This is a genomic window from Kitasatospora sp. NPDC017646 (genome assembly GCF_044329365.1).
GTDB lineage: Bacteria > Actinomycetota > Actinomycetes > Streptomycetales > Streptomycetaceae > Kitasatospora.
In genome coordinates, this window is the sequence record NZ_JBIRJC010000015.1 from 109,262 (window position 1) to 133,376 (window position 24,115).

General features: G+C 73.2%; 21 protein-coding genes. 7 read left to right on the forward strand and 14 right to left on the reverse strand.

Going from position 1 to position 24,115, the window contains the following annotated elements; translation table 11 throughout:
* Positions 1 to 6 precede the first annotated feature (6 nt).
* Entirely contained in the window at positions 7 to 615 is a 609-nt protein-coding gene (locus tag ACH4J0_RS23550) for a choice-of-anchor C family protein (RefSeq protein WP_396242487.1), read from the reverse strand.
* Positions 616 to 1,054: 439 nt separating this feature from the next.
* Between ACH4J0_RS23550 and ACH4J0_RS23555 the strand changes: the two genes are divergently transcribed.
* Positions 1,055 to 2,014: an aldo/keto reductase gene (locus ACH4J0_RS23555; RefSeq protein ID WP_396242488.1), complete on the forward strand. Its 960-nt coding sequence runs from the start codon at positions 1,055 to 1,057 to the stop codon at positions 2,012 to 2,014.
* Here ACH4J0_RS23555 and ACH4J0_RS23560 read toward each other — a convergent pair.
* From ACH4J0_RS23560 to ACH4J0_RS23575, 4 genes are all read right to left on the reverse strand, one after another.
* On the reverse strand, positions 2,008 to 2,625 hold the full coding sequence (locus tag ACH4J0_RS23560) for a GNAT family N-acetyltransferase (protein ID WP_396242489.1): 618 nt from the start codon (positions 2,623 to 2,625) through the stop codon (positions 2,008 to 2,010). The two genes, ACH4J0_RS23555 and ACH4J0_RS23560, sit on opposite strands and share 7 nt — an antisense overlap.
* Positions 2,626 to 2,721: 96 nt before the next feature.
* The gene (locus ACH4J0_RS23565; RefSeq protein ID WP_396242490.1) at positions 2,722 to 3,396 is read right to left on the reverse strand and encodes a nitroreductase family protein; all 675 of its coding nucleotides are present in this window, start codon (positions 3,394 to 3,396) and stop codon (positions 2,722 to 2,724) included.
* An 84-nt stretch (positions 3,397 to 3,480) separates the two neighbouring features.
* Positions 3,481 to 5,118, reverse strand: coding sequence for an ABC-F family ATP-binding cassette domain-containing protein (locus ACH4J0_RS23570; protein ID WP_396242492.1), 1,638 nt, complete (start codon positions 5,116 to 5,118; stop codon positions 3,481 to 3,483).
* Between the two features lie 129 nt (positions 5,119 to 5,247).
* The gene (locus ACH4J0_RS23575; protein ID WP_396242494.1) at positions 5,248 to 6,441 is read right to left on the reverse strand and encodes a trypsin-like serine peptidase; all 1,194 of its coding nucleotides are present in this window, start codon (positions 6,439 to 6,441) and stop codon (positions 5,248 to 5,250) included.
* A gap of 531 nt (positions 6,442 to 6,972) precedes the next feature.
* On the opposite strand from ACH4J0_RS23575, the gene ACH4J0_RS23580 reads away from it, so the two are divergent.
* Positions 6,973 to 8,580 carry an ABC-F family ATP-binding cassette domain-containing protein gene (locus ACH4J0_RS23580; RefSeq protein WP_396242496.1) on the forward strand — a complete coding sequence of 536 codons (1,608 nt, stop codon included), beginning with the start codon at positions 6,973 to 6,975 and terminating at the stop codon, positions 8,578 to 8,580.
* Positions 8,581 to 8,583: 3 nt separating this feature from the next.
* On the opposite strand, the gene ACH4J0_RS23585 is transcribed toward ACH4J0_RS23580, so the two are convergent.
* Positions 8,584 to 8,709 carry a hypothetical protein gene (locus ACH4J0_RS23585; RefSeq protein ID WP_396242497.1) on the reverse strand — a complete coding sequence of 42 codons (126 nt, stop codon included), beginning with the start codon at positions 8,707 to 8,709 and terminating at the stop codon, positions 8,584 to 8,586.
* Positions 8,710 to 9,132: 423 nt separating this feature from the next.
* Here ACH4J0_RS23585 and ACH4J0_RS23590 point away from each other — a divergent pair, with 423 nt between their 5' ends.
* Entirely contained in the window at positions 9,133 to 9,345 is a 213-nt protein-coding gene (locus ACH4J0_RS23590; protein WP_396242499.1) for a hypothetical protein, read from the forward strand.
* A gap of 34 nt (positions 9,346 to 9,379) precedes the next feature.
* Here the strand turns inward: ACH4J0_RS23590 and ACH4J0_RS23595 are convergent, their stop codons facing one another.
* The 4 genes from ACH4J0_RS23595 to ACH4J0_RS23610 all read right to left on the reverse strand — a co-directional run bounded on the left by ACH4J0_RS23595 (position 9,380) and on the right by ACH4J0_RS23610 (position 13,119).
* Entirely contained in the window at positions 9,380 to 10,063 is a 684-nt protein-coding gene (locus ACH4J0_RS23595) for a response regulator (protein WP_396242501.1), read from the reverse strand.
* Positions 10,060 to 11,325: a sensor histidine kinase gene (locus tag ACH4J0_RS23600; protein ID WP_396242502.1), complete on the reverse strand. Its 1,266-nt coding sequence runs from the start codon at positions 11,323 to 11,325 to the stop codon at positions 10,060 to 10,062. The genes ACH4J0_RS23595 and ACH4J0_RS23600 overlap by 4 nt, the downstream gene beginning before the upstream one ends.
* On the reverse strand, positions 11,244 to 12,284 hold the full coding sequence (locus tag ACH4J0_RS23605; protein WP_396242504.1) for a hypothetical protein: 1,041 nt from the start codon (positions 12,282 to 12,284) through the stop codon (positions 11,244 to 11,246). Before ACH4J0_RS23605 ends, ACH4J0_RS23600 begins: the two co-directional genes overlap by 82 nt.
* Before the next feature lie 91 nt (positions 12,285 to 12,375).
* Positions 12,376 to 13,119, reverse strand: coding sequence for a GNAT family N-acetyltransferase (locus ACH4J0_RS23610; protein ID WP_396242505.1), 744 nt, complete (start codon positions 13,117 to 13,119; stop codon positions 12,376 to 12,378).
* 269 nt (positions 13,120 to 13,388) lie between these two features.
* Between ACH4J0_RS23610 and ACH4J0_RS23615 the strand changes: the two genes are divergently transcribed.
* The 4 genes from ACH4J0_RS23615 (at position 13,389) to ACH4J0_RS23630 (ending at position 19,325) form a co-directional block, all read left to right on the forward strand.
* Positions 13,389 to 14,588, forward strand: coding sequence for a CaiB/BaiF CoA transferase family protein (locus ACH4J0_RS23615; protein WP_396242507.1), 1,200 nt, complete (start codon positions 13,389 to 13,391; stop codon positions 14,586 to 14,588).
* Between the two features lie 2 nt (positions 14,589 to 14,590).
* Positions 14,591 to 15,733, forward strand: a complete 1,143-nt coding sequence (locus ACH4J0_RS23620) for an acyl-CoA dehydrogenase family protein (RefSeq protein ID WP_396242508.1) — start codon at positions 14,591 to 14,593, stop codon at positions 15,731 to 15,733.
* Between the two features lie 137 nt (positions 15,734 to 15,870).
* The gene (locus ACH4J0_RS23625; protein WP_396242510.1) at positions 15,871 to 17,085 is read left to right on the forward strand and encodes an acetyl-CoA C-acetyltransferase; all 1,215 of its coding nucleotides are present in this window, start codon (positions 15,871 to 15,873) and stop codon (positions 17,083 to 17,085) included.
* Positions 17,086 to 17,123: 38 nt separating this feature from the next.
* Positions 17,124 to 19,325 carry a 3-hydroxyacyl-CoA dehydrogenase NAD-binding domain-containing protein gene (locus ACH4J0_RS23630; RefSeq protein ID WP_396242511.1) on the forward strand — a complete coding sequence of 734 codons (2,202 nt, stop codon included), beginning with the start codon at positions 17,124 to 17,126 and terminating at the stop codon, positions 19,323 to 19,325.
* Positions 19,326 to 19,426: 101 nt separating this feature from the next.
* Here ACH4J0_RS23630 and ACH4J0_RS23635 read toward each other — a convergent pair whose 3' ends face one another.
* The 4 genes from ACH4J0_RS23635 to ACH4J0_RS23650 form a co-directional block, all read right to left on the reverse strand.
* A complete protein-coding gene (locus ACH4J0_RS23635) occupies positions 19,427 to 20,170 on the reverse strand; it encodes a MerR family transcriptional regulator (RefSeq protein ID WP_396242513.1) in 744 nt (247 codons plus the stop codon).
* A 285-nt stretch (positions 20,171 to 20,455) separates the two neighbouring features.
* On the reverse strand, positions 20,456 to 21,502 hold the full coding sequence (locus tag ACH4J0_RS23640) for an isopenicillin N synthase family dioxygenase (RefSeq protein ID WP_396242514.1): 1,047 nt from the start codon (positions 21,500 to 21,502) through the stop codon (positions 20,456 to 20,458).
* Positions 21,503 to 21,875: 373 nt separating this feature from the next.
* Entirely contained in the window at positions 21,876 to 22,523 is a 648-nt protein-coding gene (locus tag ACH4J0_RS23645; RefSeq protein WP_396242515.1) for a response regulator, read from the reverse strand.
* Positions 22,475 to 23,929: a histidine kinase gene (locus ACH4J0_RS23650; RefSeq protein ID WP_396242516.1), complete on the reverse strand. Its 1,455-nt coding sequence runs from the start codon at positions 23,927 to 23,929 to the stop codon at positions 22,475 to 22,477. Before ACH4J0_RS23650 ends, ACH4J0_RS23645 begins: the two co-directional genes overlap by 49 nt.
* Between the last annotated feature and the right edge of the window lie 186 nt (positions 23,930 to 24,115).

Here is a 24,115-nt window from a genome sequence, read left to right on the forward strand (position 1 = left end):
GGCCTCTCAGCCGCAGCAGGGCTTGCACTCCTTCACCTGCACGTTGTCCAGCACCGGGCCGAACGCGCCGCCCACCGTGCTCTCGAAGGCCAGCGTGGTGCTGGAGTTCTGCGCGACGAAGCTGAACTGGCGTCCGACGTAACCCATCGCGGGCATGGTCCTGCCGGTGACGTCGAAGGAGAAGTCCTGGAAGTCCTGCCCGTCGACGAGCGCCTTGCCGGTCCGGACGGCGGGCCCGCCGCCGGGGTTGCCGGCCAGCGCGTACGTCACCGAGTAGGTGACGCCGGGGACGGTGGTGAAGGTCTGGGCGATGGTGCCGGCGGCGTCGCCGTTGAGGTCGAGCGACTGGTCGCCCTCGGCGGCCTGCCACATGCCCGCCCCGATCAGGTCGACGCTGCCGCTGGTGACCCGCCAGGGGCCGATGCTCTGCCCGGAGGCGAACTCGGTGAAGCCGCCCGCCGGGGCCTTGGGGGACTCGAAGCTGCCGTCGTCGAAGCGGCTGAAGGCGCGGTGGCCGGCCGCCTGGGCCGGGGCGGCGAGCGCCGTGGTGGTCAGGGCGGTGGTGGCGGTGACGGTCAGGGCGAGCGCGGCGGTGCGGGTGCGCGAGAACGACATGGGTTCCTCCCCGAGTCCGTGACTTTTCGGTCACTTCCGTGTGGCCGGGCCGAGTTGATCGGCCGCGAACAGAGCGTCGACCGTCCCGGTGAGCCGTGCCAAGGCCGGACGTGCGGCGCCCGGTGGTGCGGGCTGCCCGGGCGCGGGCTCCCGCGCGCCGGTTTGCCGGGGGTGGACAGTCGGAGCCCGGCGGACCGTGCGGGGACGAATGCCCGGTGCCGACGGCCGGGTGCGGGAGCCCGGTGGTGAAGCCGGAGCCGCGCGCCCCGTTCGCACCTCCACGGTGGGTTGATGACCATATGAACCGACCGGTGGTATCGGGAGGGCAGAGGCTGGAATCAGTCTAACCTCAGTGGCACTTGATCGAACGTCAGACATGATCGATCGTGGAGAGTCGATCAGTCGCAGGTCCAGCCGGAAACCAGACAGGAGCACCGTCATGCGCAACGCCCCGTTCGGCAACAACGGCCCGGAGGTCGGGGTCATCGGCCTCGGCTGCATGGGGATGACCTTCGCCTACGACGTGGGGAACCGGGACGACGACAAGTCCGTCGGGGTGATCCGCCAGGCGCTCGACCTCGGCGTCACGTTGATCGACACCGCCGACATCTACGGCCCGTTCACCAACGAGGAGGTGGTCGGCGCCGCTCTGGAGGGCCCCTACCGCGAGCGCGCCTTCCTGGCCACCAAGGTCGGCATGGTCCCGGGCTCGGTGGGCCAGAACGGTGAGCGCGACGGCAGCCCCGAGCACGTGCGCCGCTCGATCGACGACAGCCTGCGCCGACTGCGTACCGACCACCTCGACCTCTACCAGTTGCACCGGGTCGACCCGGCCGTCCCGATCGAGGAGACCTGGGGTGCGCTCGCCGAGACCGTGCAGGCGGGCAAGGTCCGGCTGATCGGGCTCTCCGAGGTGGGCGTCGAGGAGATCCACCGGGCGCAGGCGGTGCACCCGGTGGCCTCGGTGCAGTCCGAGCTGTCGCTGTGGACCCGGGACGCGCTGGCCGAGGTGCTGCCGTACACCGAGGAGCAGGGCATCGCCTTCATGCCGTACTCGCCGCTCGGCCGCGGGTTCCTGACCGGCGGCATCACCTCCCTCGACGAGCTGCCCGAGGACGACTTCCGCCGCCGGCTGCCGCGCTTCCAGCAGGACGCGCTGCAGGCCAACCTGGAGCTGGTCGGGCGGGTCAGGGCGGTCGCCGAGCGGATCGGCGCCACGCCCGCGCAGATCGCGCTGGCCTGGACGCTGGCGCAGGGCCGGTACGTCTTCCCGATCCCGGGGACCAAGACGCCGCGCTACCTGCTGGACAACGCCGGCGCGGCCGGGATCGAGCTCTCGGCGGCCGACCTGGCCGAGCTGGACGCGCTGCCGGCCGCGGAGGGCGGGCGCTACTACTGAGCCCCGGTCCAGCGCTCCATGACCCACACCAGCTGGCGTCCGGTCTCGCCCGGAGCCCGGGCGGCGGCCTCGGCGACCCGGTCGAGCCGGTAGCCGAGCTTGCGCGGTACGGCCGCGCTGGCGCCGTTCGCCTGGTCGCAGCGGATCTCCACCCGCGTGATGCCCGGCAGCGCCAGCGCGGCCTCGGTCAGCGCCCCGGCCGCGGCGGTGGCGATGCCGCGGCCGACGTACCGGGCGGCGACCCAGTAGCCGATCTCCAGCGCGCCCGGGCCGACCCGCCCGTGCAGCCCGAAGGCTCCGACCACCAGACCGGGTGCGGCGTCCAGACCGGCCAGGTACATGAAGTCCGTGCCGGCCTCCCAGGCGGCGGTGCCGGCCCGGGTCAGCTCGGCGGTCCGGGCCCGGCTGGGTGCCTCGGCCGCCCACTCCATCCAGGGCCGCAGGTGCTCCAGGTTGGCGCGGACGGCCCGGTTCAGCGCGGGGGCGTGGGCGCTGCGACGGCGGTGCAGCCGGAGGCCCCCGGGCAGCCGCAGCAGCTCGGGCGGCCGCCCGGTGGTCGCCTCCGGTGCCGCCCGGGAGGGCCGGCAGGACTGCGGCTGTGCTCGGCTCATGGCCGCGATTATGTCCTTGGCCCGGACCTGCCACATCCGGAAGGGGGGCGCGACCGGAAGCCCCGGCCGGGGTGCGGGCGGTGCGCCCCCGGCGCGTCAGAGCCGGACCAGCACCTCGTCGAGCTCCTTGCGCCGCAGGTCCGGTACGCGCGCCCCCTCTGCCGGGTAGCCGACCGGGATCACGTACGCCGCGCGCTCCTCCGCCGGGCGGTCGCAGACCTCGTTGAGGAAGCGCATCGGGCTCGGCGTGTGGGTCAGCGTCGCCAGCCCGGCCTGGTGCAGCGAGGCCAGCAGCAGCCCGACCGCGATCCCCACCGACTCCTTGGTGTAGTAGGGGCGCGGCGAGTCGGGCCCCTTGTGCACCTCGAAGACCACGATCAGGGCCGGCGCGTCCTCCAGGAAGGGCTTGTGCCAGTCGGTGCCGATCGGCGCCAGCGCGGCCAGCCACTCCTCGGACGCCCGGTGGTCGTAGAACTCGCGCTCCTCGGCCTCGGCCGCCTCGCGCAGCAGCCGCTTGCGCTCCGGGTCGGTGATCACCACGAACCGCCAGGGCTGCACGTGCGCGCCGCTGGGCGCGGTGCTCGCGGTGCGGACCGCCCACTCGATCACCCCGTCCGGGATGGGGCGGGTGTCGTAGTCGCGGACGGTCCGGCGCTGCGCCATCACGTCGTGGAAGGCCTTGCTGCGGGTCTCGGCCTGGTCGGCCGGCACCGTCATGGGGGTGAGCGGGACGGTCGGGTGGGACGTCCCTGCCGCTGCGCTGTCAACCATGGCCGACAGCACAGCACATGACGGCCGCTCCGGGAAGAGGTAGAGACCAATTCCCGGAGCGGCCGACGGTCGTGCCGGGTCCGGCTACAGCTCGTGCACCCGGCCGTCCCGGACCTCGATCCGCCGGTTCACCGCCACGGTGTCCAGCATCCGCCGGTCGTGGGTGACCAGCAGCAGGGTGCCGGTGTACGAGCCGAGCGCCGACTCCAGCTGCTCGATCGCGGGCAGGTCCAGGTGGTTGGTGGGCTCGTCCAGCACCAGCAGGTTGACCCCGCGCGCCTGCAGCAGCGCCAGCGCGGCCCGGGTGCGCTCACCGGGCGAGAGGGTGCCTGCCGGGCGCAGCACGTGCGCCGCCTTGAGGCCGAACTTGGCCAGCACGGTGCGCACCTCCTCCTCGGTGAACTCCGGTACGGCGGCCGCGAAGGCGTCCGCCAGCGGCTCCCCGCCCAGGAACAGGCCGCGCGCCTGGTCCACCTCGCCGACCACCACGCCGGAGCCCAACACTGCGCTGCCGCCGTCGAGTTCGAGCCGGCCGAGCAGGGCCGCCAGCAGGGTGGACTTGCCCGCGCCGTTGGCGCCCGTGATGGCGACCCGGTCGGCCCAGTCGATCTGCAGGTCCACCGGGCCGAAGGCGAAGTCGCCGCGCCGGGCGACGGCCGCGCGCAGGGTGGCGACCACCGAGCCGGAGCGCGGCGCGGTGGCGATCTCCATCCGCAGCTCCCACTCCTTGCGCGGCTCCTCGACCACGTCCAGCCGCTCGATCATCCGCTGGGTCTGCCGGGCCTTGGAGGCCTGCTTCTCGGTGGACTCGGCGCGGGTGGCGCGGGCCTTCTTGTCGTTGTCGCCGCCCTTGCGGCGGGCGTTGCGGACGCCGTGCTCCATCCAGTTGCGCTGCATCTGCCCCCGGGCCTCCAGCGAGGCCTTGGTGTCGGCGTACTCCTCGTACTCCTCGCGGGCGTGCCGGCGGGCCACCGCCCGCTCCTCCAGGTACGCCTCGTAGCCGCCGCCGTACAGGTTGACCTGCTGCTGGTGCAGGTCCAGCTCCAGCACCTTGGTCACCGTGCGGGCCAGGAACTCGCGGTCGTGGCTGATCAGCACGGTGCCGGCGCGCAGGCCCTTGACGAAGGCCTCCAGCCGCTCCAGGCCGTCCAGGTCGAGGTCGTTGGTGGGCTCGTCGAGCAGGAACACGTCGTAGCGGGAGAGCAGCAGCGAGGCCAGGCCCGCCCGGGCGGCCTGGCCGCCGGACAGGGCCGTCATCGGCAGGTCGAGGGAGACCTTCAGGCCGAGCGAGTCGGCCACCTCCTCGGCCCGCTCCTCCAGGTCGGCGCCGCCGAGGTCCAGCCAGCGGTCCAGGCTCACCGCGTACGCGTCGTCGGCGCCCGGACGGCCCTCGACCAGGCCCTCGGTGGCCTCGTCCAACGCGGCCTGGGCGGCCGCGACGCCCGTGCGCCGGGCCAGGAAGTCGCGCACCGACTCGCCCTCCCGCCGCTCCGGCTCCTGCGGGAGGTGGCCGACGTTGGCGCTCGCCGGGCTCAGCCGCAGCGACCCGCCCTCGGGAGCGTCCAGCCCGGCCAGCAGCCGCAGCAGGGTCGACTTGCCGGCGCCGTTCACGCCGACCAGGCCGATCACGTCGCCGGGGGCGACGACCAGGTCCAGGCCGGAGAAGAGGGTGCGTTCGCCGTGGCCGGCGCTGAGGTCCTTGACTACGAGTGTGGCGCTCATGATGGGGCCGATTGTAGGAGGAGCGGGCCCCGAGCCGGAAAAGCCCGGACCGCGGAACGGTCCGGGCCCGGGGGAGCGCCGGGGGCCGCGGCCGTGACGGCCGCGGCCCCCGGACCGGCCCCTAGCGGGTCACTTGGCCTTCTTGGAGAAGTAGTCGAACATGTGCGCCGCGACGTCCTCCAGGTAGGGGCCGGCCTCGTAGGTGTTGGCTCCGTTGCCGACGGAGGTGTCGCTGACCAGGGCCGGCTTGCCGTCCTTGGCGGCGTACCAGCCGCCGCCGCTGCTGCCGCCGGTCATGTTGCAGCCGATCATCAGCATCGCCGGGCGGTCCGGGACGCCGGGCTTCGCGGCCGGCTTGCCGCCGTCGCAGTGCTCCAGCTCGACGCCGTCGAAGGGCTTGCCCTCCGGGAAGCCGTAGTTGGAGACGGAGGCGAGCTGGTCACGCGGGGCGTTGAACCACAGCGGCACCGAGCCGCCGACGGTCTCCTCCAGCGACTTGCCGTTCGGGTCGGGGTTGGCGACCTTGATGATGCCGAAGTCGTACTGGCTCCAGGGACCGCCCTTCTCCGGGTCGGCCTCCTGCGTCCACTGCGGGGAGACCATGCCAGCGGTCGCGCCCCACTCGCCGTACGGCTCGGCGTCCTCCAGCTTGGACTTCTGCTTGTTGCCGTTGCTCAGCACGCCGTTGCTGTTGAAGGCGGGGGCGAAGGTGATGTCGGTGTAGTACTTGTTGCCCTTGCCGCCGTGCAGGCAGTGGCTCGCGGTCCACACCAGGTTGCTCTTGCCCGGGTTGGCCGGGTCGGAGACGACGGTGCCGGAGCACACGTAGTCCTCGTTGCCGTCCTTGAAGAAGATCTTGCCGTTGACGTGCATGTTCTTCGGGAACGGGTGCGCCACCGGCTTCGCCGCGACGACCGCGGGCAGCTGGTCCGGCCCGGTCGGCGGCTGCGCGGCGGTGGGCTGGGCCGGGGCCGCGCTGGTCGGCTGGGCGGTCGGCTGGGCCGGGTCCTGGGGCAGCGGCTTCGGCTTGGCGTCCAGCAGCTTCTGCAGGGTCCAGTAGCCCTTGACCGCCGGGGTGATCACGTTGGCCTGGGCCCACTTGTCCCAGTCCTCCAGCTTCCAGGTCTTCAGCTCCTGGACCGTCGGCAGCTTGAGCGGCGCGGCGCCCGGCTTCCCGGAGGTGGAGGCGGCGACCGTCGGAGCCGTGCTCTGGGCGACGGCCGGGTCACTGTTGTCCGGACCGCAACCGGTGGCGACCACCATGGTCAGCGCGGCGACGGAGGCGCCGAGGACGGCACGGCTCGGCCGGGATATCGGTGACATGAGTTCAAATCCCCCTGTTGACTACCGCCATACGCCCCGTTCCTCGGGTACGGCCCGGGGGCCGCAGGTATGGCAGGTGAGGAGTCTGCCATGCGGATAAGGAAGTCCTTACATCCGGCCCCGGCCGGGAGGGAGCTGTCACGGGATCGGCACGGGATCGGCACCGGGCCTTTGCCGGGGTGGACGAACCGGACCATTGCCGGGGCTGATGGGCCGGGCCTTCGCTCCGGCGGCCGGGCCGGGCCGGGCCTCCGCCGGAGCGGATAAACCGGTTGCACCCGTTCCCCGGCGTGCCTAGCGTGGTTCACGTCATCCGCCAGACAAGGAGAAGGCCGTTGCTCTACTGAGGTCCCGGGACACCGCCCCCGCCACGCAGGCCCGCTGCCGCGTGGTGTGCGAAGGTGCGACCTCAGTCACGGCCCCGCGGCGCCTCCTGGGCGCCGCCCTGTCCTCCGGCCGTTCCGGTTCCGCACCCGCGGTGTCTCCCCGTGTTGCTCATCACCCCTTCAGCAACCACCCGGGAGGCCTTGCATGGCACAACCCACCACCGCCGTCCTCTGCACCGACCTCGCGTTCGAGTGGCCCGACGGCAAGCCCGTCCTGGACGGCTTCCACCTGGCCATCGGCCCCGGCCGCACCGGACTGATCGGCCTCAACGGCGCCGGAAAGTCCACCCTGTTGCGGCTGATCGCCGGCGAACTCACCCCCACCGGCGGCACCGTCCGGATCGCGGGCGACCTCGGCTACCTGCCCCAGGGCCTGACGCTCGACACCGGCCTGCGGGTCGACGAGGTGCTCGGCATCCGAGCTGCCCGCGAGGCCGTGCGCGCCATCGAGTCCGGCGACACCGACCAGCGGCACTTCGACGCCGTCGGTGACGACTGGGACGTCGAGGAGCGCGCCCGCGCCACCCTCGACCGGCTCGGCCTGCACCGCCTCGGCCTCGACCGCACCACCGGCGAACTCTCCGGCGGCGAGGCGGTGCTGTTGCGACTGGCCGCCCTGCTGCTGCGCCGCCCTGACGTACTGCTGCTCGACGAGCCCACCAACAACCTCGACCGGGTCGCCCGCGAGCGGCTCTACGAGACGGTGGCCGGCTGGCACGGCGTCATGGTGATCGTCAGCCACGACCGCGAGCTGCTGCGTCACGTCGACCAGATCGCCGACCTGCGGGACGGCGAAGTCACCTGGTACGGAGGCGACTTCGATGATTACGAGCGCACCCTCGCGGCCCAGCAGGAGACGGCCGAGCGGCAGCTGCGCAACGCCGAGGCCGATGTCCAGCGCCAGAAGCGGGACTTGGTCGAGGCCCGCAGCAGGCTGGAGCGCAGCGCCAGCTACGGCCGGAAGCGCTCCGTCACCCGCAACGATCCACACATCTTCGCCGGGATGCTCAAACGCAAGGGCCAGGAGACGGCGGGCCGGCTCACCGGCATGCACACCGAGCGCCTCGAGGAGGCCAAGGCGCGGCTCACCGCCGCCGAGGAGGCGGTGCGCGACGACGCCGAGATCCGGATCGACCTCCCGCGGACCGCCGTGCCGGCCGGGCGCGGGGTGCTCACCCTGCAGAAGGTCCGGCTGCCCGACGGCGCCACCGTCGACCTCGACCTGCGCGGTCCCGAGCGGATCGCCCTGGTCGGGCGCAACGGCTCCGGCAAGACCACGCTGCTGCGCACCATCGCGGGCGAACTCGCCCCGCTGGACGGCATGGTCACCACCCAGGTGCCGCTGCGCCACCTGCCGCAGCGGCTCGACCTGCTGGACGACGAGCTGACGGTCGCGGAGAACGTCAAGCTGTTCGCCCCCGGCGCCGGGGACAACGCCGTCCGCGCCCGGCTGGCCCGCTTCCTGTTCCGCGGCGGCCGGGCCGACCAGCCGGCCCGCACCCTGTCCGGCGGCGAGCGGTTCCGGGCGACGCTGGCCGCCCTGCTGCTGGCCGACCCGCCACCGCAGCTGCTGCTGCTCGACGAGCCGACCAACAACCTGGACCTCGCCAGCGTCCACCAGCTCACCCAGGCGCTGGCCGCCTACCGGGGTGCGCTGATCGTGGTCAGCCACGACCTGCCGTTCCTGCGCGGCCTGGGGCTGACCAGGTGGCTGGAGCTGGACGGCGGCCTGAGGGCGGTGGATCCGATGTAGCGGCTACTGTCGCCGATCCTGGTCGCCCCGGGCGTTCTGGCCGCCTTGGTCGCCGTGGGCGTCCTGTCCGCTCCGCCCGCCCTGTTCGCCCTCGTCGTGGTGGGCGCCCTCGGCGTTCTCGTCGAGCACCCGGCGGGCCGTGCTTCGGGGCGGAGTCCTTGAGCACGGCCAACTCGTCGGGGGTGAACACCGGAGTGCGGACGTCCGGCGGGATGCCCCGGCCGCCGAAGGTGCTGCCGTCCCGGGTGAGGTACTTCTCGTTCGGCAGGGCGACCAGGAAGTCCGGCGAGAGCATCCTGATCGGCACGTCGGAGAAGACGCCCTGGGTGTTCGCCGCGCTCCCGACGCTACGGGCGCCCACCCCGCCCGGTCGTCGTCCCACGCGCCGCGGCCGTGCCCTCCTGGGGCCCATCCGCGCGCCCGCTCGGTCCGACCCGGGAGGGATGGACGGCGAACCGTTTCGACGGCGGGTGGAAGGAGGGGGTGGAAGGCGGCGGGTGGATATCCGCGGCTCCGCTCCCAACTGCCGTGCGCTGCAGTACCATCGGCGGCATGCCTGCGCTCAACATCGAGTACACGGAGCACGAACTCGCCGCGATCCGCGAGGCCGCCGCCGCGGACGGCAAGAGCGTCAAGGCGTACGTCCACGACCTCAGCGTGCGGGAGCAGCGGCGGCGGGTGTTCGTGGACCACGCGGTGGCGCTCTGGAAGGACCACCGGGCGGAGTTCGACGCCGCGTTCCCCGGGGACGCGCCCGCCGCGTAGCCGGGCGGCGCGGGCGCGTCCACGACGCGTGGGTTCAGCCGGGGAGCACGAACCCCGACTCGTACGCCGCGATCACCGCCTGGGTGCGGTCCCGGGCGCCCAGTTTGGCCAGCACGCTGCCGACGTGCGTCTTCACCGTCTCCTGGCTCACCACCAGCTGCCGCGCGATCTCACCGTTGTTCAGCCCGGTGGCCATCAGCCGCAGCACCTGCCCCTCCCGCTCGGTCAGCCGCCGGATCGGCCCCCGGTCGGCGGCGACCTCCCGTCGGCCGTCCGCGCCGTGCCGCAGGGCGAGTTCGCGCACGGCCGCCGGGAACAGCAGCGAGTCCCCGCGCGCCACCAGGCGCACCGCCTGGACCATCTCCTCCGCCCGCGCCCGCTTCAGCAGGAACCCGGCCGCGCCCGCGCGCAGAGCGTCGTACACGTGGTCGTCGTGCTCGAACGTGGTGACCACGAGGATCCTCGGCGGCTCGGCCATCCCGCCGACCAGCTGCTCGGTGGCCCGGATGCCGTCGATGCCAGGCATCCGGACGTCCATCAGCACCACGTCCGGGCGCAGCTCGCGCACCAGCGGGACGACCTCGGCCCCGTCGGAGGCCTCGCCGACCACGGAGAGGTCGGGCTCGGCGTCGATCACCACCCGCAGACCCATCCGGACCAGCCGCTCGTCGTCCGCGATCACCACGCGGATGCCGGTCCGCCCGTTCTCGGTGTTCATGCCGCAGTCCCTCCCACCGGCAGCCACACGGCCAGCCGCCACGTCGTTCCGTCCTCGCTCGGCCCCACGCTGCTGCCGCCGCGCAGGGCCGTCGCGCGTTCCCCGATCCCGCGCAGCCCGCGTCCGCCGCCGGGGCGGCTCGGGCGGGCCGGACCCAGCGGGTTGGTCAGTTCGATCTCCAGCCGGCCGGCGTCGACCGCGACCCGCAGTCCGGCCGGGGCGGGTCCGGCGTGCCGCAGCACGTTGGTCAGGCCCTCCTGAACGATCCGGTACGCCTCGCGGGAGACCTCGGCCGGCAGCGCGCCCAGCCCGGGTGCCAGCTCGGCGTCCACGGTCACGCCGGTGCGGGCGAGTTGGCGCAGCAGGTCGTCCAGCCCGGCCAGGGTGGGCCCGGCCCGTCCGGCGGCGGCGTCCTCCTCGCGCAACAGTCCGAGCACGGTGTCCAGTTCGGCGACGGCCCCGCGGGCGGTCTCCTCGATCGCCCGCAGTGCCCCGGCGGCGAAGTCCGGGTCGGTGCGCAGCACCCGGGCGGCGGCCGAGGCCTGGATGCCGACCGCGCTGAGCGCGTGCCCGACCGAGTCGTGCAGCTCGCGGGCCAGCCGGTTGCGCTGGGCGAGCACGGTGGCCCGCCGCTCGGCGGCGGCCAGCCGCTCCTCCGGGGTGGGGCCGAGCAGGACGGGCGCCCAGCGGGCCAGCAGTGCGCCGCAGGCGGCGCTGGTCCCCACGACCAGCAGCAGTACGGCCAGGCCCAGCGCCGGGCCGGTGACCATCCAGCCGGGGAAGCGGTCCGTCCAGTACCGGGCGAGTTCCTCGCTCCCGGCGAAGCCGAACAGCAGCACCACCGCGAACGGCACCCCGGCCAGCGTCATCCCGGCGACCACCCCGCCGGAGAACAGGTGCAGCACGAACCAGAGCGCGGTGCGCCGGCGGGCCGCCCAGGACCGGGCTGGCCCGGTGGCCAGCTCCTCCGGCCGGGCCGCCGCGCACAGTGCCCGGGCGGCCGCCCCCTCCAGCCCGCGGACGGTCGGCACCAGGGCGGTGACCGCGGCCATCGGCAGCGAGGTGAACAGCGCGAGGAACTGCAACAGCATTTGGCGCGCGTGCCCCTGATCGGGGTTCAGCGCTCCGAGCGCGACCACCGACAACAGGTAGTACGGCATGAGCAGCGCGCCGCCCAGCACTAGATGCACCCAGCGCAGTCGGGCCCGCCGCCCGAACAGCACCTCTCCCGTCCGCCGCACCCGGCCACCCCCCGTGTCCACCCGGGTGACTCTACGACAGTGCCGCGCGCCGCGGCCGCCCGCTCGGCCAGCGCCACCGCGCCGACGGCCAGCACCAGCACCGCGGTCACCACCTGGGTGGCCTGCACCAGTGCCAGCGGTCCGGTCGTCCCGGCCGCGGTGGCGCCGAAGGCCACCAACTGCCAGGAGCCCCAGCCGAACAGTGACCCGGTGGCCGTCCAGGCCATCAGCAGCGGCGTGCGCAGCGGTCGCCGGGGCCGGACCCGGAACACCAGCACCAGCAGTCCCGCCGAGGCGGCCACCGCCATCACCGCCGTCACCGCGTCCATCACCGCCACGCCCCGGGACCGGTCCTGTGCCAGCGCGACCGGCAGTCCGGCCGTGCCGCCCGCGGCCCAGTACGCCCGGGCCGCCGCGGTACCGAGCCCGAGCAGCGCGGCGGCGCAGGCCAGGCTTCGCTGCACGGTCAGGGTGGGGGAGTGCGGCAGCTCGCCGGTCCTCGCCCGCAGCAGTGCGGTCCAGCGCTGCCGGGCGTACAGGACGAAGGCGGTGATCAGTGCCAACCCCTGGACGGTGAAGCCGCCGTACACCACGGGGAAGACCCAGCCGCCGAGGCCGTCGCCGTTCTCGTGCCCCGTGCTCCGCTCCGGTCCCAGCAGCAGGATGCTCAGCAGGTACAGCGGCAGCGCCACCAGGATGGTGCCGAGCAGCCCGGTCGCCACCCACATCGGGAACAGCACGAGCCCGGCCGGTGTCCGCCGTCCCCACGGCCGGACGAAGGCCAGCGCCAGGGCCACGGCGACGGCGTCCATGCCGACGGTCAGCAGGTTCACCAGCCACAGCTTGTCCATCTGCCCGGGATCGTCCGACCCCACGGGATGTCCGGTCAGCCACAGCGCCTTGAGCGTCAGGTACGGACCCGTCGCCGCCACGGCGGTCCACGCGGCCCAGGCCCGTAGCCGCCCCTCGTCGATCCTCATGCCCCCAACGGTGCCGCCCCGCCCCGGCCCACGGCCTCCGCCATGGGCGCGATCCCCCTCCCCCCGGAGGGGGATCCCGGACTGGTGGCGTTCACGCCATCCGGTGGATCAAGCGGTCCTCGTGGTCCACCCGCCCGTCCGGGTCCGCCACCAGGCCGAGCCGGCCGGCGAGCCGGCGCGAGGGCAGGTTGTCCTCCCGGATCAGTGCCGTCACCGGAATCCCCGGGAACCGCGGCAGCGCCTCCGCCATCGCCGCCCGGCACGCCTCCGCCGCGTACCCCTTGCCCCAGGCGGACGGCCGGAACCGGTAGTACAGGTTGAACACCGGCTCCCCGTCCAGGCTGTGCAGGAACAGCCCGGCGACCCCGATGATCACCTCCGGCTCCTCCCGGGTGGACACCGCGCAGTACCCCACCCCGTCCCGGGGCCAGTCCGCCACGAACCCCGCCAACTGCTCCCGCGCCTGCGCGATGTCCCGCTGCGGTCCGTACGGGTTGTACCGGTTGGTCTCCGGGTCCCCGTGGATCGCGAACATCGCCTCCGCGTCATCCTCCTGCGGCCGCGTCAACACCAGCCGCTCGGAAACGGCGACGATCGTGCGCCCGGTGATGACGGCCTGCTCAGCGGTGGTCATGCTGCTTCCCCCGATGTCGATGTGTAATGGACTGCATGCACGATAGGCCATTACGCCGACAGTCGCCGGGCCCGCCTCGGCGTTGGCGCCGTCGAGGTCGGTGGCGATCTGCCGGGCCGGTGCGGCGGAGGCGGTGAGCTCGTACGGGGTGTCCGGCTGGGTGGTGGGTCTGCCCGGCGGCATCAGGGGGAGGGGCGGCACGGTGTTGCCGTTGTCGGCCGTTCCTCCCGGCCTCGGCAAAGGGTTTGGTGCACCCTCTGCGGCATGGCGACCGTACGGGTCCCCTCCGTCGGGGCACGGACGCGCCCTCCGTCATGCCGTTCGCACCGACTGTGGCCGGGTCGGTCGAGGGTGGGCCGGAGGGGAACGGCGGCGCGGTGCCGGGACCGAGGTCTTGTTACCGGCGGGTCGCTTCCCTATCATCGCGAGTGTTACAGCTTTACTGTCAAACCCCGAAGGGTTCGCGGCCAGTGGGTGACACGAGCAGTCCGGTGGGCGGGGCGGGTGGCCCGGGGCCGTTGGCGGGTGTGCGGGTGGTCGAGCTCGCGGGGATCGGGCCGGGACCGTTCGCGGCGATGCTGCTGGGCGATCTCGGGGCGGACGTGGTGCGGGTGGACCGGCCCGAGCCGTCGCCGCTCGGGACGGATCCCGCGTACGACCTCAGCAACCGGAACAAGCGGTCGGTTCTGGTCGACCTCAAGTCGCCCGAGGGGCCCGGGCTGGTGCTGGACCTGGTCGAGCGGGCCGACCTGCTGATCGAGGGCTACCGGCCGGGCGTGGCGGAGCGGCTCGGGGTGGGGCCCGAGGCGTGTCTGGCGCGCAATCCGGCGCTGGTGTACGGGCGGATGACCGGTTGGGGGCAGCAGGGGCCGCGGTCCGCCACCGCCGGGCACGACCTCGGCTACGCGGCGGTGGCCGGGGTGCTGGGGCTGGTCGCCTCGCCCGGAGGCGCCGACGCGCCGCCGGGGATCCCGGCGAACCTGCTCGGAGACTACGCGGGCGGCTCGCTCTACCTGGTCGTCGGCCTGCTGGCCGGGCTGCACCACGCCCGGGCCACCGGCTCCGGCCAGGTGGTCGACGCGGCGATCGTGGACGGTGCGGCGCACCTCGGCAGCATGCTGTGGGGGCTGCTCGCGGCCGGCCACTGGCAGGACCGCCGCGGCGTCAACCTGCTGGACGGCGGTGCGCCGTTCTACGCGATCTACCGGGCGGCCGACGGCGGACACCTCGCGGTGGGCGCCCTGGAGCGCCGGTTCTACGCGGAGTTCGCCCGTCTGCTGGAGCTGGGCCCGGACGCTCCCGGCCAGTACGAGCTCGCCCGCTGGCCCGAACTGCGCGCCCTGATCGCCGCCCGCTTCGCCACCCGGACCAGGGCCGAGTGGGAGGCCGTCTTCGCCGGCTCGGACGCCTGCGTGGAACCGGTGCTGACGATGCGGCAGGCCGCCGGCGAGTCGCACCTGCTGGCCCGCGGGACGTACGTCGAGGTGGACGGCGTGACCCAACCGGCCCCCGCGCCGCGCTTCTCCGCCACCCCGGGTGCACTGCGCCGCCCGCCGGCCCGGCCGGGCGCCGACACCGCGGAGGTGGCCCGGGACTGGGCCGTTCCGTCCCTCGGCTCCGCGGCGCCCGACGCAGAGCCTTCCGACTCCGCAGCAGAGCAAGGAGAGTAGCGTTGCAGCGCGAGATCTTCACCGAGCAGCACGAGGACTTCCGAGCCACCGTGAAGGCCTTCCTCGCCAAGGAGGTGGTGCCGCACTACGACCGGTGGGAGAAGGCCGGCATCGTCGACCGCTCCGTCTGGCTGGCGGCCGGCCGGCAGGGCCTGCTCGGCATCGCCGTGCCCGAGGAGTACGGCGGTGGCGGCGCGACGGACTTCCGCTACGCCGCCGTGCTGGCCGAGGAATTCGCCCGGGCCGGTGCCTCCGGGCTGGCGATCGGGCTGCACAACGACATCATCGGCCCGTACCTCACCTCGCTCGCCACCGAGGAGCAGAAGCGCCGCTGGCTGCCCGGCTTCTGCAGCGGTGAGCTGGTCACCGCGATCGCGATGACCGAGCCCGGCACCGGCTCCGACCTCCAGGGCATCCGCACCCAGGCGGTCGACCGGGGCGACCACTACCTGCTCAACGGCGCCAAGACCTTCATCTCCAACGGCATCCTGGCTGACCTGGTCATCGTGGTCGCCCGCACCACCCCCGGGGGTGGTGCGCGCGGGCTGAGCCTGCTGGCCGTCGAGCGCGGCGCGCCCGGTTTCGAGCGCGGCCGCAACCTCGACAAGATCGGCCAGAAGGCGCAGGACACCGCGGAGTTGTTCTTCGAGGACGTCCGGGTGCCCAAGGAGAACCTGCTCGGCGAGCTCAACGGCGGCTTCGTTCATCTGATGCAGAACCTCGCCCAGGAGCGGCTCACCATCGCCGCCGCGGCGATCGCCGGTGCCGAGTACCTGGTCGAGATCACCACCGACTACGTCAAGCAGCGCGAGGCCTTCGGCCGTCCGCTGGCCAAGCTCCAGCACGTCCGCTTCGAGATCGCCGAACTGGCCACCGAGTGCGCGATCACCCGGACCTTCGTCGACCGCTGCATCACCGAGCACAACCGCTACGCGCTCACACCGGCCGACGCCTCGATGGCCAAGTGGTGGGCCACCGAACTGCAGAAGCGCACGGCCGACCGTTGCCTCCAACTCCACGGGGGCTACGGGTACATGAGCGAGTTCCCGGTCGCCCGGGCGTTCACCGACGGCCGCATCCAGACGATCTACGGCGGGACCACCGAGATCATGAAGGAGATCGTCGGGCGCTCGATCCTCGACTGAGCCTCCGACCCGACGGCCCTGGCGGCCCTGACGGCCCCAACAGTCCCGACGGTCCCGACGGTTCCGACAGCCCCCTCCGATCCTTCCGGTCTCCCCGGCACCCCTCAGGACCCCCTGCCCCGAAAGGCATTCCCATCGTGACCACCGAAGCGTACGTCTACGACGCGATCCGCACCCCGCGCGGCCGCGGCAAGGCCAACGGCTCGCTGCACGGCACCAAGCCGATCGACCTGGTCGTCGGCCTGATCCACGAAGTCCGCCGCCGCTTCCCGGAGTTGGACCCGGCCGCGATCGACGACATCGTGCTCGGCGTGGTCTCCCCGGTCGGCGACCAGGGGTCCGACATCGCCCGGATCGCCGCCATCGCGGCCGGTCTGCCCGACACGGTGGCCGGCGTCCAGGAGAACCGCTTCTGCGCCTCCGGCCTGGAAGCCGTCAACCTGGCCGCCGCCAAGGTCCGTTCCGGTTGGGAGGACCTCATCCTGGCCGGCGGCGTGGAGTCGATGTCCCGGGTCAAGATGGCCTCCGACGGCGGCGCCTGGTTCGCCGACCCGATGACCGCGTACGAGACCGACTTCGTCCCGCAGGGCATCGGCGCCGACCTCATCGCCACCATCGAGGGCCTCTCCCGCACCGACGTGGACGCCTTCGCCGCCGAGTCCCAGGCCCGCGCCGCCAAGGCCCAGGCGGACGGCCTGTTCGACCGCTCGGTGGTCCCGGTGCGCGACCGCAACGGCCTGGTCGTGCTGGAGCGCGACGAGTTCATCCGCCCCGGCACCACCGTCGACACCCTGGCCGGCCTCAAGCCGTCCTTCGCCGCGATCGGCGAGGCCGGCGGCTTCGACGCCGTCGCCCTGCAGAAGTACCACTGGGTCGAGGCCATCGACCACGTCCACCACGCGGGCAACTCCTCCGGCATCGTGGACGGCGCCGCCCTCGTCGCGATCGGCAACCGCGAGGTCGGCGAGCGGTACGGGCTGCGCCCGCGCGCCCGGATCGTCTCCGCCGCCGTCTCCGGCTCCGAGCCGACCATCATGCTCACCGGCCCCGCCCCGGCCACCCACAAGGCGCTCGCCAAGGCCGGTCTCACCGCCGCCGACATCGACCTGGTCGAGATCAACGAGGCCTTCGCGGCGGTCGCGCTCCGTTTCATCCGTGAACTCGGCTTCCGGCACGACCAGGTGAACGTCAACGGCGGCGCGATCGCCCTCGGCCACCCGCTGGGCGCCACCGGCGCGATGCTGCTCGGCACCGTCGTCGACGAGCTGGAGCGGCGCGACCTGCGCTACGGCCTGATCACCCTGTGCGTGGGCGGCGGCATGGGCGTCGCCACCATCGTCGAGCGCGTCTGACTCCCTCCCTCCCCGGTAGACCTGGAGACCTTGAACTCATGAGCGACACCACCACCATCCGCTGGGAGCAGGACCAGGACGGCGTGGTCACCCTCGTCCTCGACGACCCCACCCAGTCCGTCAACACCATGAACGAGGCGTTCACGGCCGACTTCGAGGGCGCGGTCGAGCGTCTCGCCGGCCTCGGCGACGCGTTGCGCGGCGTGGTGGTCACCTCCGGCAAGAAGACCTTCTTCGCCGGGGGAGACCTGCGGATGCTCTCCGCCGCCCGGCCCGAGGACGCCGAGGCCGTCTTCGAGAAGTCCATGCGGATCAAGCGCTCGCTGCGCAAGCTGGAGACCCTCGGCAAGCCGGTCGTCGCCGCCGTCAACGGCAGCGCGCTCGGCGGCGGCCTGGAGATCGCCCTCGCCTGCCACCACCGGATCGCGCTGGACACCCCCGCCAGCCGGATCGGCCTGCCCGAGGTCACCCTCGGTCTGCTGCCGGGCGGCGGCGGTGTGGTCCGGACGGTCCGGCTGTTCGGCATCACCGACGCCCTGCTGAAGTACCTGCTGCAGGGCCGTCAGTACCGCCCGGCGCAGGCCCTGGAACACGGGCTGGTCCACGAACTGGTCGACACCTCCGAGGAGTTGACCGCCCGGGCGAAGGCCTGGATCGAGGCCAACCCGACCGCCGTCCAGCCCTGGGACGTCAAGGGGTACAAGATCCCCGGCGGCACCCCCGCCACCCCCGCGTTCGCCGCCAACCTGCCCGCCTTCCCGGCGAACCTGCGCAAGCAGCTGAACGGCGCCCCCTACCCGGCGCCGCGCAACGTGCTCGCCGCCGCGGTGGAGAGCGCCCAGGTCGACGTCGACACCGCCATGGTGATCGAGGCCCGCTACTTCACCGAGCTGGCCTGCGGGCAGACCAGCAAGAACATGATCCAGGCGCTGTTCTTCGACATGCAGGCGGTCAACTCCGGCGCCGGGCGCCCCAAGGGCGTCGAGAAGCGGCTGGTCCGCAAGGTCGCGGTGCTCGGCGCCGGGATGATGGGCGCCGGGATCGCCTACGCCTGCGCCAAGGCCGGCATCGACGTCGTGCTCAAGGACGTCAGCGTCGAAGCGGCCGAGCGCGGAAAGGCCTACTCCGAGGGGCTGTTGAACAAGGCCATCGCCCGCGGCCGCTCCACCGAGGCCAAGCGTGACGCCCTGCTCGCCCGGATCACCCCCACCGCCGAGGCCGCCGACCTGGCCGACTGCGACGCGGTGATCGAGGCCGTCTTCGAGAACACCGAGCTCAAGCACAAGGTGTTCCAGGAGATCGAGGGCGTGGTCGCCCCCGACGCTCTGCTCTGCTCCAACACCTCCACCCTGCCGATCGGGGTGCTCGCCGAAGGCGTCCGGCGCACCGGCGACTTCATCGGCCTGCACTTCTTCTCACCGGTCGACAAGATGCGCCTGGTCGAGATCATCCGTGGGCCGCAGACCGGCGACGAGGCGCTCGCCCGCGCCTTCGACCTGGTCCGGCAGATCGACAAGACGCCGATCGTGGTCAACGACTCGCGCGGCTTCTTCACCTCGCGGGTTATCGGGCAGTTCCTCAACGAGGGCGTCGCCATGGTCGGCGAGGGCATCCACCCGTCCTCCGTCGAGCAGGCCGCCGCCCAGGCCGGCTACCCCGCCAAGGTGCTCTCCCTGATGGACGAGCTCACCCTCACCCTGCCGCGCAAGATCCGCGACGAGTACCGGCTCGCGGTCGAGGCCGCCGGCGGCACCTGGACGCCGCACCCGGCGGACGCGGTGGTGGACCGGATGGTCGACGAGTTCGGCCGCCCCGGACGCAGCGGCGGCGCGGGCTTCTACGAGTACGGCGAGGACGGCAAGCGTGGCCGGCTCTGGCCGGGGCTGCTGGAGCACTTCTCCGGGAACGGCGGTGCTGCCGGTGCCGGGAGCGGGGCGGGGGCCGAGGTGCCGTTCGAGGACCTCAAGGAGCGGATGCTGTTCAGCGAGGCGCTCGACTCGGTGCGCTGCCTGGAGGAGGGCGTGCTGACCTCGGTCGCCGACGCCAACGTGGGCTCGATCCTGGGCATCGGCTTCCCGGCCTGGACGGGTGGCGTCCTCCAGTACATCAACGGCTACCAGGGCGGCCCGGCCGGCTTCGCGGCGCGCGCCCGCGAGCTCGCCGCCGCGTACGGCGAGCGGTTCGCGCCGCCGGCGCTGCTGCAGCGGATCGCGGCGGAGGGGCGGACCTTCACCGACTGACCCGGGGGAGCGGGTGAGGCCGTGCCCCGCGCGGCCTCACCCCGTCCGGTTCTTCGTCGTCCGGTTCCGCGTCGTCCGGTTCTTCGTCGTCCGGCTTCTCGTCACCCGCTTCCCCGGCCGAGTTCCTCGCCCAACTCCTCGCGCAACGACCGCTGGTACGCGGTGACCAGTGCCTGCGCGACCATCGGCTGGATGTGGTCGGTCAGCTCCTTCATCCGGGCCAGCTCCGCCGGGTCCGGCTCGCTCTCCCGGTACGGCTTCCACACCGTCTCGCGGAACAGCCGCTGCAACTCCCGCGCCGTCGCCCGGCTGTGCTCCAGGACCACCGCCCGGGCCGTCAGCAGAGTCTCCAACGGGATCGGCACGTCCAGGATCCGTACGCCCAGCGGCAGCAGGCCCGGGTCCGCCCGGAACACCTCCGGGTCGGCCGTCCGCTCCAGCGCGCCCATCGCGACCAGGCGTTCCACCTGCTCCTCCGACAGTCCCCGACCGGCCCGCCGTTCCAGCTGCGCCCGGCCCACCTCTTCGGGCGCCTCCGGCGTCCAGGACGCCACCAGGGCCCGGTGGATCGCCAGGCCCAGCGGTGTGCTGTCCTCCGGCAGCCGCGCCAGGTACCGCTCGATCGCGGCCAGCGTCAGCCCCTGCCGCTGCAACTCCTCGATCAGCCCCAGGCGGTCCAGGTGTGCGGCTCCGTACAGGCCCACCCGCCGTGGCCCCAGCTCCGGTGGTGGCAGCAGGCCCTTCGTCCCGTAGAACCGTACGGTCCGCACCGTCACTCCGGCCCGCGCCGCCAACTCGTCCACCGTCAGCCGCACCTCGCCCACCCCGGCGCCGTGCTCCCCCATCTGCTGCCTCCCGCGCTGGCACACTCCTGCTGTGACAGCAGCAGTGTGACAGTGCGGTGCGGTCAGGTCCATCGGAGGAGGGGCGGTCTGACGGACCCGGCTGGGGGCTGGAACGAACGAACCGGCACGCGATCCCCGGTGGACGGGGGCGTGCCGGTTCGGGCGGCGCGCTACCAGTGGCCGGCAGGCGGCAGGCGGCAGGCGGCAGGCGGCAGGCGGTGGGAGGCGGGCAGCACCCAGGAGTCCGTAGCCGGCGGCTGGCGGCCGCCGGCTACGGGAGGCGGACTACGCGAGGGCGGCGTGGTGGCGGCGGGTGACCTCGGGGTGGGCTCGGGTGTAGCCCTTCCACTCGTTGAAGCCGAAATCGGCGAAGAGCGGGTTGGCCGGGTCCTCGGTGGCACCGGGGGCGTGGTGGGCGAGGGGGAAGTCGAGCGGCTCGATGTGGGCGTCGAGGCGCGGGTTGTAGAAGAACGGGACGGAGTAGCGCTCGCGGGCTCCGGAGGGGCTGACCACGCGGTGGCTGGTGGCCTTGAGGTAGCCGTCGGTGGCCACTTCCAGCAGCTCGCCGAGGTTGACCACGAAGGCGCCGTCGAGCGGGGGGACGTCCAGGAAGGTGCCGTCCGGGCGCTCGACCTGGAGGCCGCCGACGGTGTCCTGGAGGAGCAGGGTGATGAAGCCGTAGTCCTTGTGGGCGCCGACGCCCTGACCCGCGCCGTCCGGGGCGGTGCCGGGGTAGCGGACCAGCTTGAGACGCAGGTGCGGGTGGCCCGCGAAGGCGTCGTCGTAGAAGTCGGGGCGGGCGCCGATCGCGGTGAGGAGTTCGTGCAGCAGGCGGCGGGCGACCGTGCCGAGGTGCTCGATCCAGCCGAGCGCGGCGGTGCGCAGCTCGGGGAGCGCGGTCGGCCACTGGTTGGGGCCCTCCAGCCACCAGTACGGGGGCTCGCCGCTGCCGGGGGCGTGCGGGGGCAGCTCGGCACCGATGTCCAGCTGGTCGCGCCAGTCCTGGCTGCCGCCGGTGCGCTCGTCGCCGGTACGGGTGTAGCCGCGGTAGTGGGGGGAGTTGAGGTTGCTCACGGCGAGCCGGTCGGCCTCGGGGAGGGCGAAGAAGGCGCGCATGGCTCCGGTGAGCGCGGCCGTTTCCTCCGGGGTGACGCCGTGGCCGACGAGCTGGAAGAAGCCGACGCCGGTGGCAGCGGCGCGGAGCTCGTCGTGCAGTCGGCGGCGGTCCTCCGGGGTGCCGTCGGCGAGCGAGAGGTCGATCACCGGGAGGGCCTCGGGGTGTGCCTCCGGCGTGGAGTCGGTTCCGGATATGGGCGTGTGCTGCTGCGTCATGTGTGACATCCGCTGGTCTCGTCCCGGCTGGTCCCGGTGGTCGACCAGGGGTGGCCGGAGCCGCGCCTGATGCGGCGGGTGCTCCGGTAGCCGGGAGGTGGTGGCGGCCGTCCGGGGCCGCCGTGAGGGTGGGCGCGAGGTTCAGCCAGAGCGTCGACAGGACATGCTCGTCACGCGGAGCAGGTCCACGTGGCGGCGGCGAACGAGGATGAGCACCCCCCCAGCCTAAATGACCCGTTCGGCGGCGGGCGAGCCCCCTGCCCCGAGGACCATCCCCCACTGGTCCGGGGACCATCAGCTGTGCAGCATGGGCAGGTGTGGCGTGATCGGCGGCTCCCTTTCATGGGGGTCCAGTTCATCGGGGTCGAGGCGTTCAGGAGTTGTTGAGGTAGGCGAGGACGGCCAGGACGCGTCGGTTGTCGTCATCGGAGGGCTGGAGGTCGAGTCGGACGAAGATCGACGCGGTGTGCTTGGCGACCGCCCGTTCGGTGATCACCAGCTGCTGGGCGATCGCCGCGTTCGAGCGGCCCTCGGCCATCAGCCCCAGCACCTGCCGCTCTCGCGGGGACAGGGTGGAAACCGGACCGGCCGAGGAGTTGTGGGTGAGCAGTCGTGTGATCACCTCCGGATCCATCGCGGTACCGCCCTGGGCGACCCGCCGGACGGCGTCGAGGAACTGCGCGCCGTCCAGGACGCGGTCCTTCAGCAGGTAGCCGATGCCGCCGGAGCTGCCGGCCAACAGCTCGCGGGCGTACAGCTGCTCCACGAACTGCGACAGCACCAGCACCGGCAGGCCCGGGTTGGCCTGCCGGGCCGCCAGCGCCGCGCGCAGCCCCTCGTCCGTGAAGCTCGGCGGCAGCCGCACGTCGACCACGGCGATGTCGGGCCGGTCGGCAGCCACCGCGGCGAGCAGCTGCTCGCCGTTCTCGACCGCCGCGGTGACCTTCATGCCGTTGGCCTCCAGCAACCGGGTCAGCCCGTCCCGGAGGAGGAAGAGGTCTTCGGCGATGACAACGCGCACGGGATCTCCAGGTTCACGATGGTCGGGCCACCGGGCGGGCTGCTGATCGCGAGCACCCCGTCGAAGGCGGCCAGTCGGCGTTCGGTTCCGCTGAGGCCGGTTCCCCGGGACGGTTCGGCGCCTCCGCGCCCGTCGTCGGTGACCGATATCCGCAGCAGCCCGTCACTGTGCCCTATCTCGATCCACACGTGCGAGGCCCCGGAGTGTTTCACCACGTTGGCCAGCAGTTCGCTCACCGCGAAGTAGGCGGCCGACTCCACCGGAGCCGGGGCCCGGCCGGGCAGGCCGCCCGTGAAGGTGACCGGTAGCGGCAGGTCCAGCGCGGTCGCCTCGATCGCGTCGGCCAGGCCGCGGTCGGCCAGCACCGGGGGGTGGATGCCCCGGACCAGGTCCCGCAGTTCGCCCAGCGCCTTCACCGAGGACGTCCGGGCCTCCGCCAGCAACGGCCCGAGGGCGTCCGGGTCGTGCTTCACCTGCTCGGCGACGGTCAGCAGCATGCCCAGCGCCACCAGCCGGGCCTGGGCCCCGTCGTGGAGGTCCCGTTCGATCCGGCGCAGTTCGGCCGCCCCGGCGTCGATGGTGTCCGCCCTGGTCCGCGCCAGGTGGCTGACCTGACGGGCCAGTTCGGCCCGTCGGGAGGGCCCGAGCAGGGACCGGGCGGCCTTCTCGTGAATCCGCAGGACGGGTGGGGCGGCCCACAGCAGGGCGAACGGGGCCGCCCAGAGGCCCATGCCGTAGACGATGACCAGCGGGAAGAGCAGTCCGTTCCGGCCGAAGATCTCCATGGCGATCGGGGTCAACAGCACGATAGCGGCGGTGAACAGCACGGCGAGGCCGGTCAGGAGCGCCCAGGCGAGGTCCCGCCAGGTCGCCGGATCGGTCAGCCAGCCGCCGGAGCGGAGCCGCTGCCAGGGGCTGGAATCGCCGTCCGGACGGCGGTACGGCACCGGCACCGGCCGCCCGCTCCAGCGGTCGACGACCCGCCGGCTCTCGGTCGCGATCCAGCGCGCTCCGAACAGTCCGAGCACCAGCAGCGAGGGCGCCGTCCAGAGCGAGACGGACCGGTCGCCGGGCGCGGCGCCGCCGTACAGGTGGGCCGCCGTCACCGCGAGCGCGCCCGGGGCGAACAGCGCGGCCCCGACCGCCCGGCCACCGCCGCCGGTGGCCCAGCAGAGCGCCCAGAGGGCGACCGGCGCCAACGGCACGAGCAGGATCAGCGGCCCGCCGGGAGAGGAGAACGAGCGGGACTCGTCGGGGCCGAACAGCGCGGAGGCCAGCAGGATCGGCCCGGCCAGCAGCGAGACCAGTCCCGTCACCGCCAGCGTCGCCACGTACCAGGCGCGCACGCCGTCCACACAGGCCCGGCCGACCCGCCGGGCCACCCTGCCGATCGTTCCGGCCCTCATGTCCCACTCCTCCGTCCTGAGCCCCGGCCAGGGGCTCGAAGCCTTGCTCCCGGAGCCCCGCGGCCCCCGGTTCCGATCTTTCGCTTGGTCAGTCTGCCCCGCCCGAAAGCCCGATGCTCTAGGCCTGAACACCCAGTTCGGGGTGTATCTGGATACACCCCCGGGACGCCGCTTAGACGGCTGTCT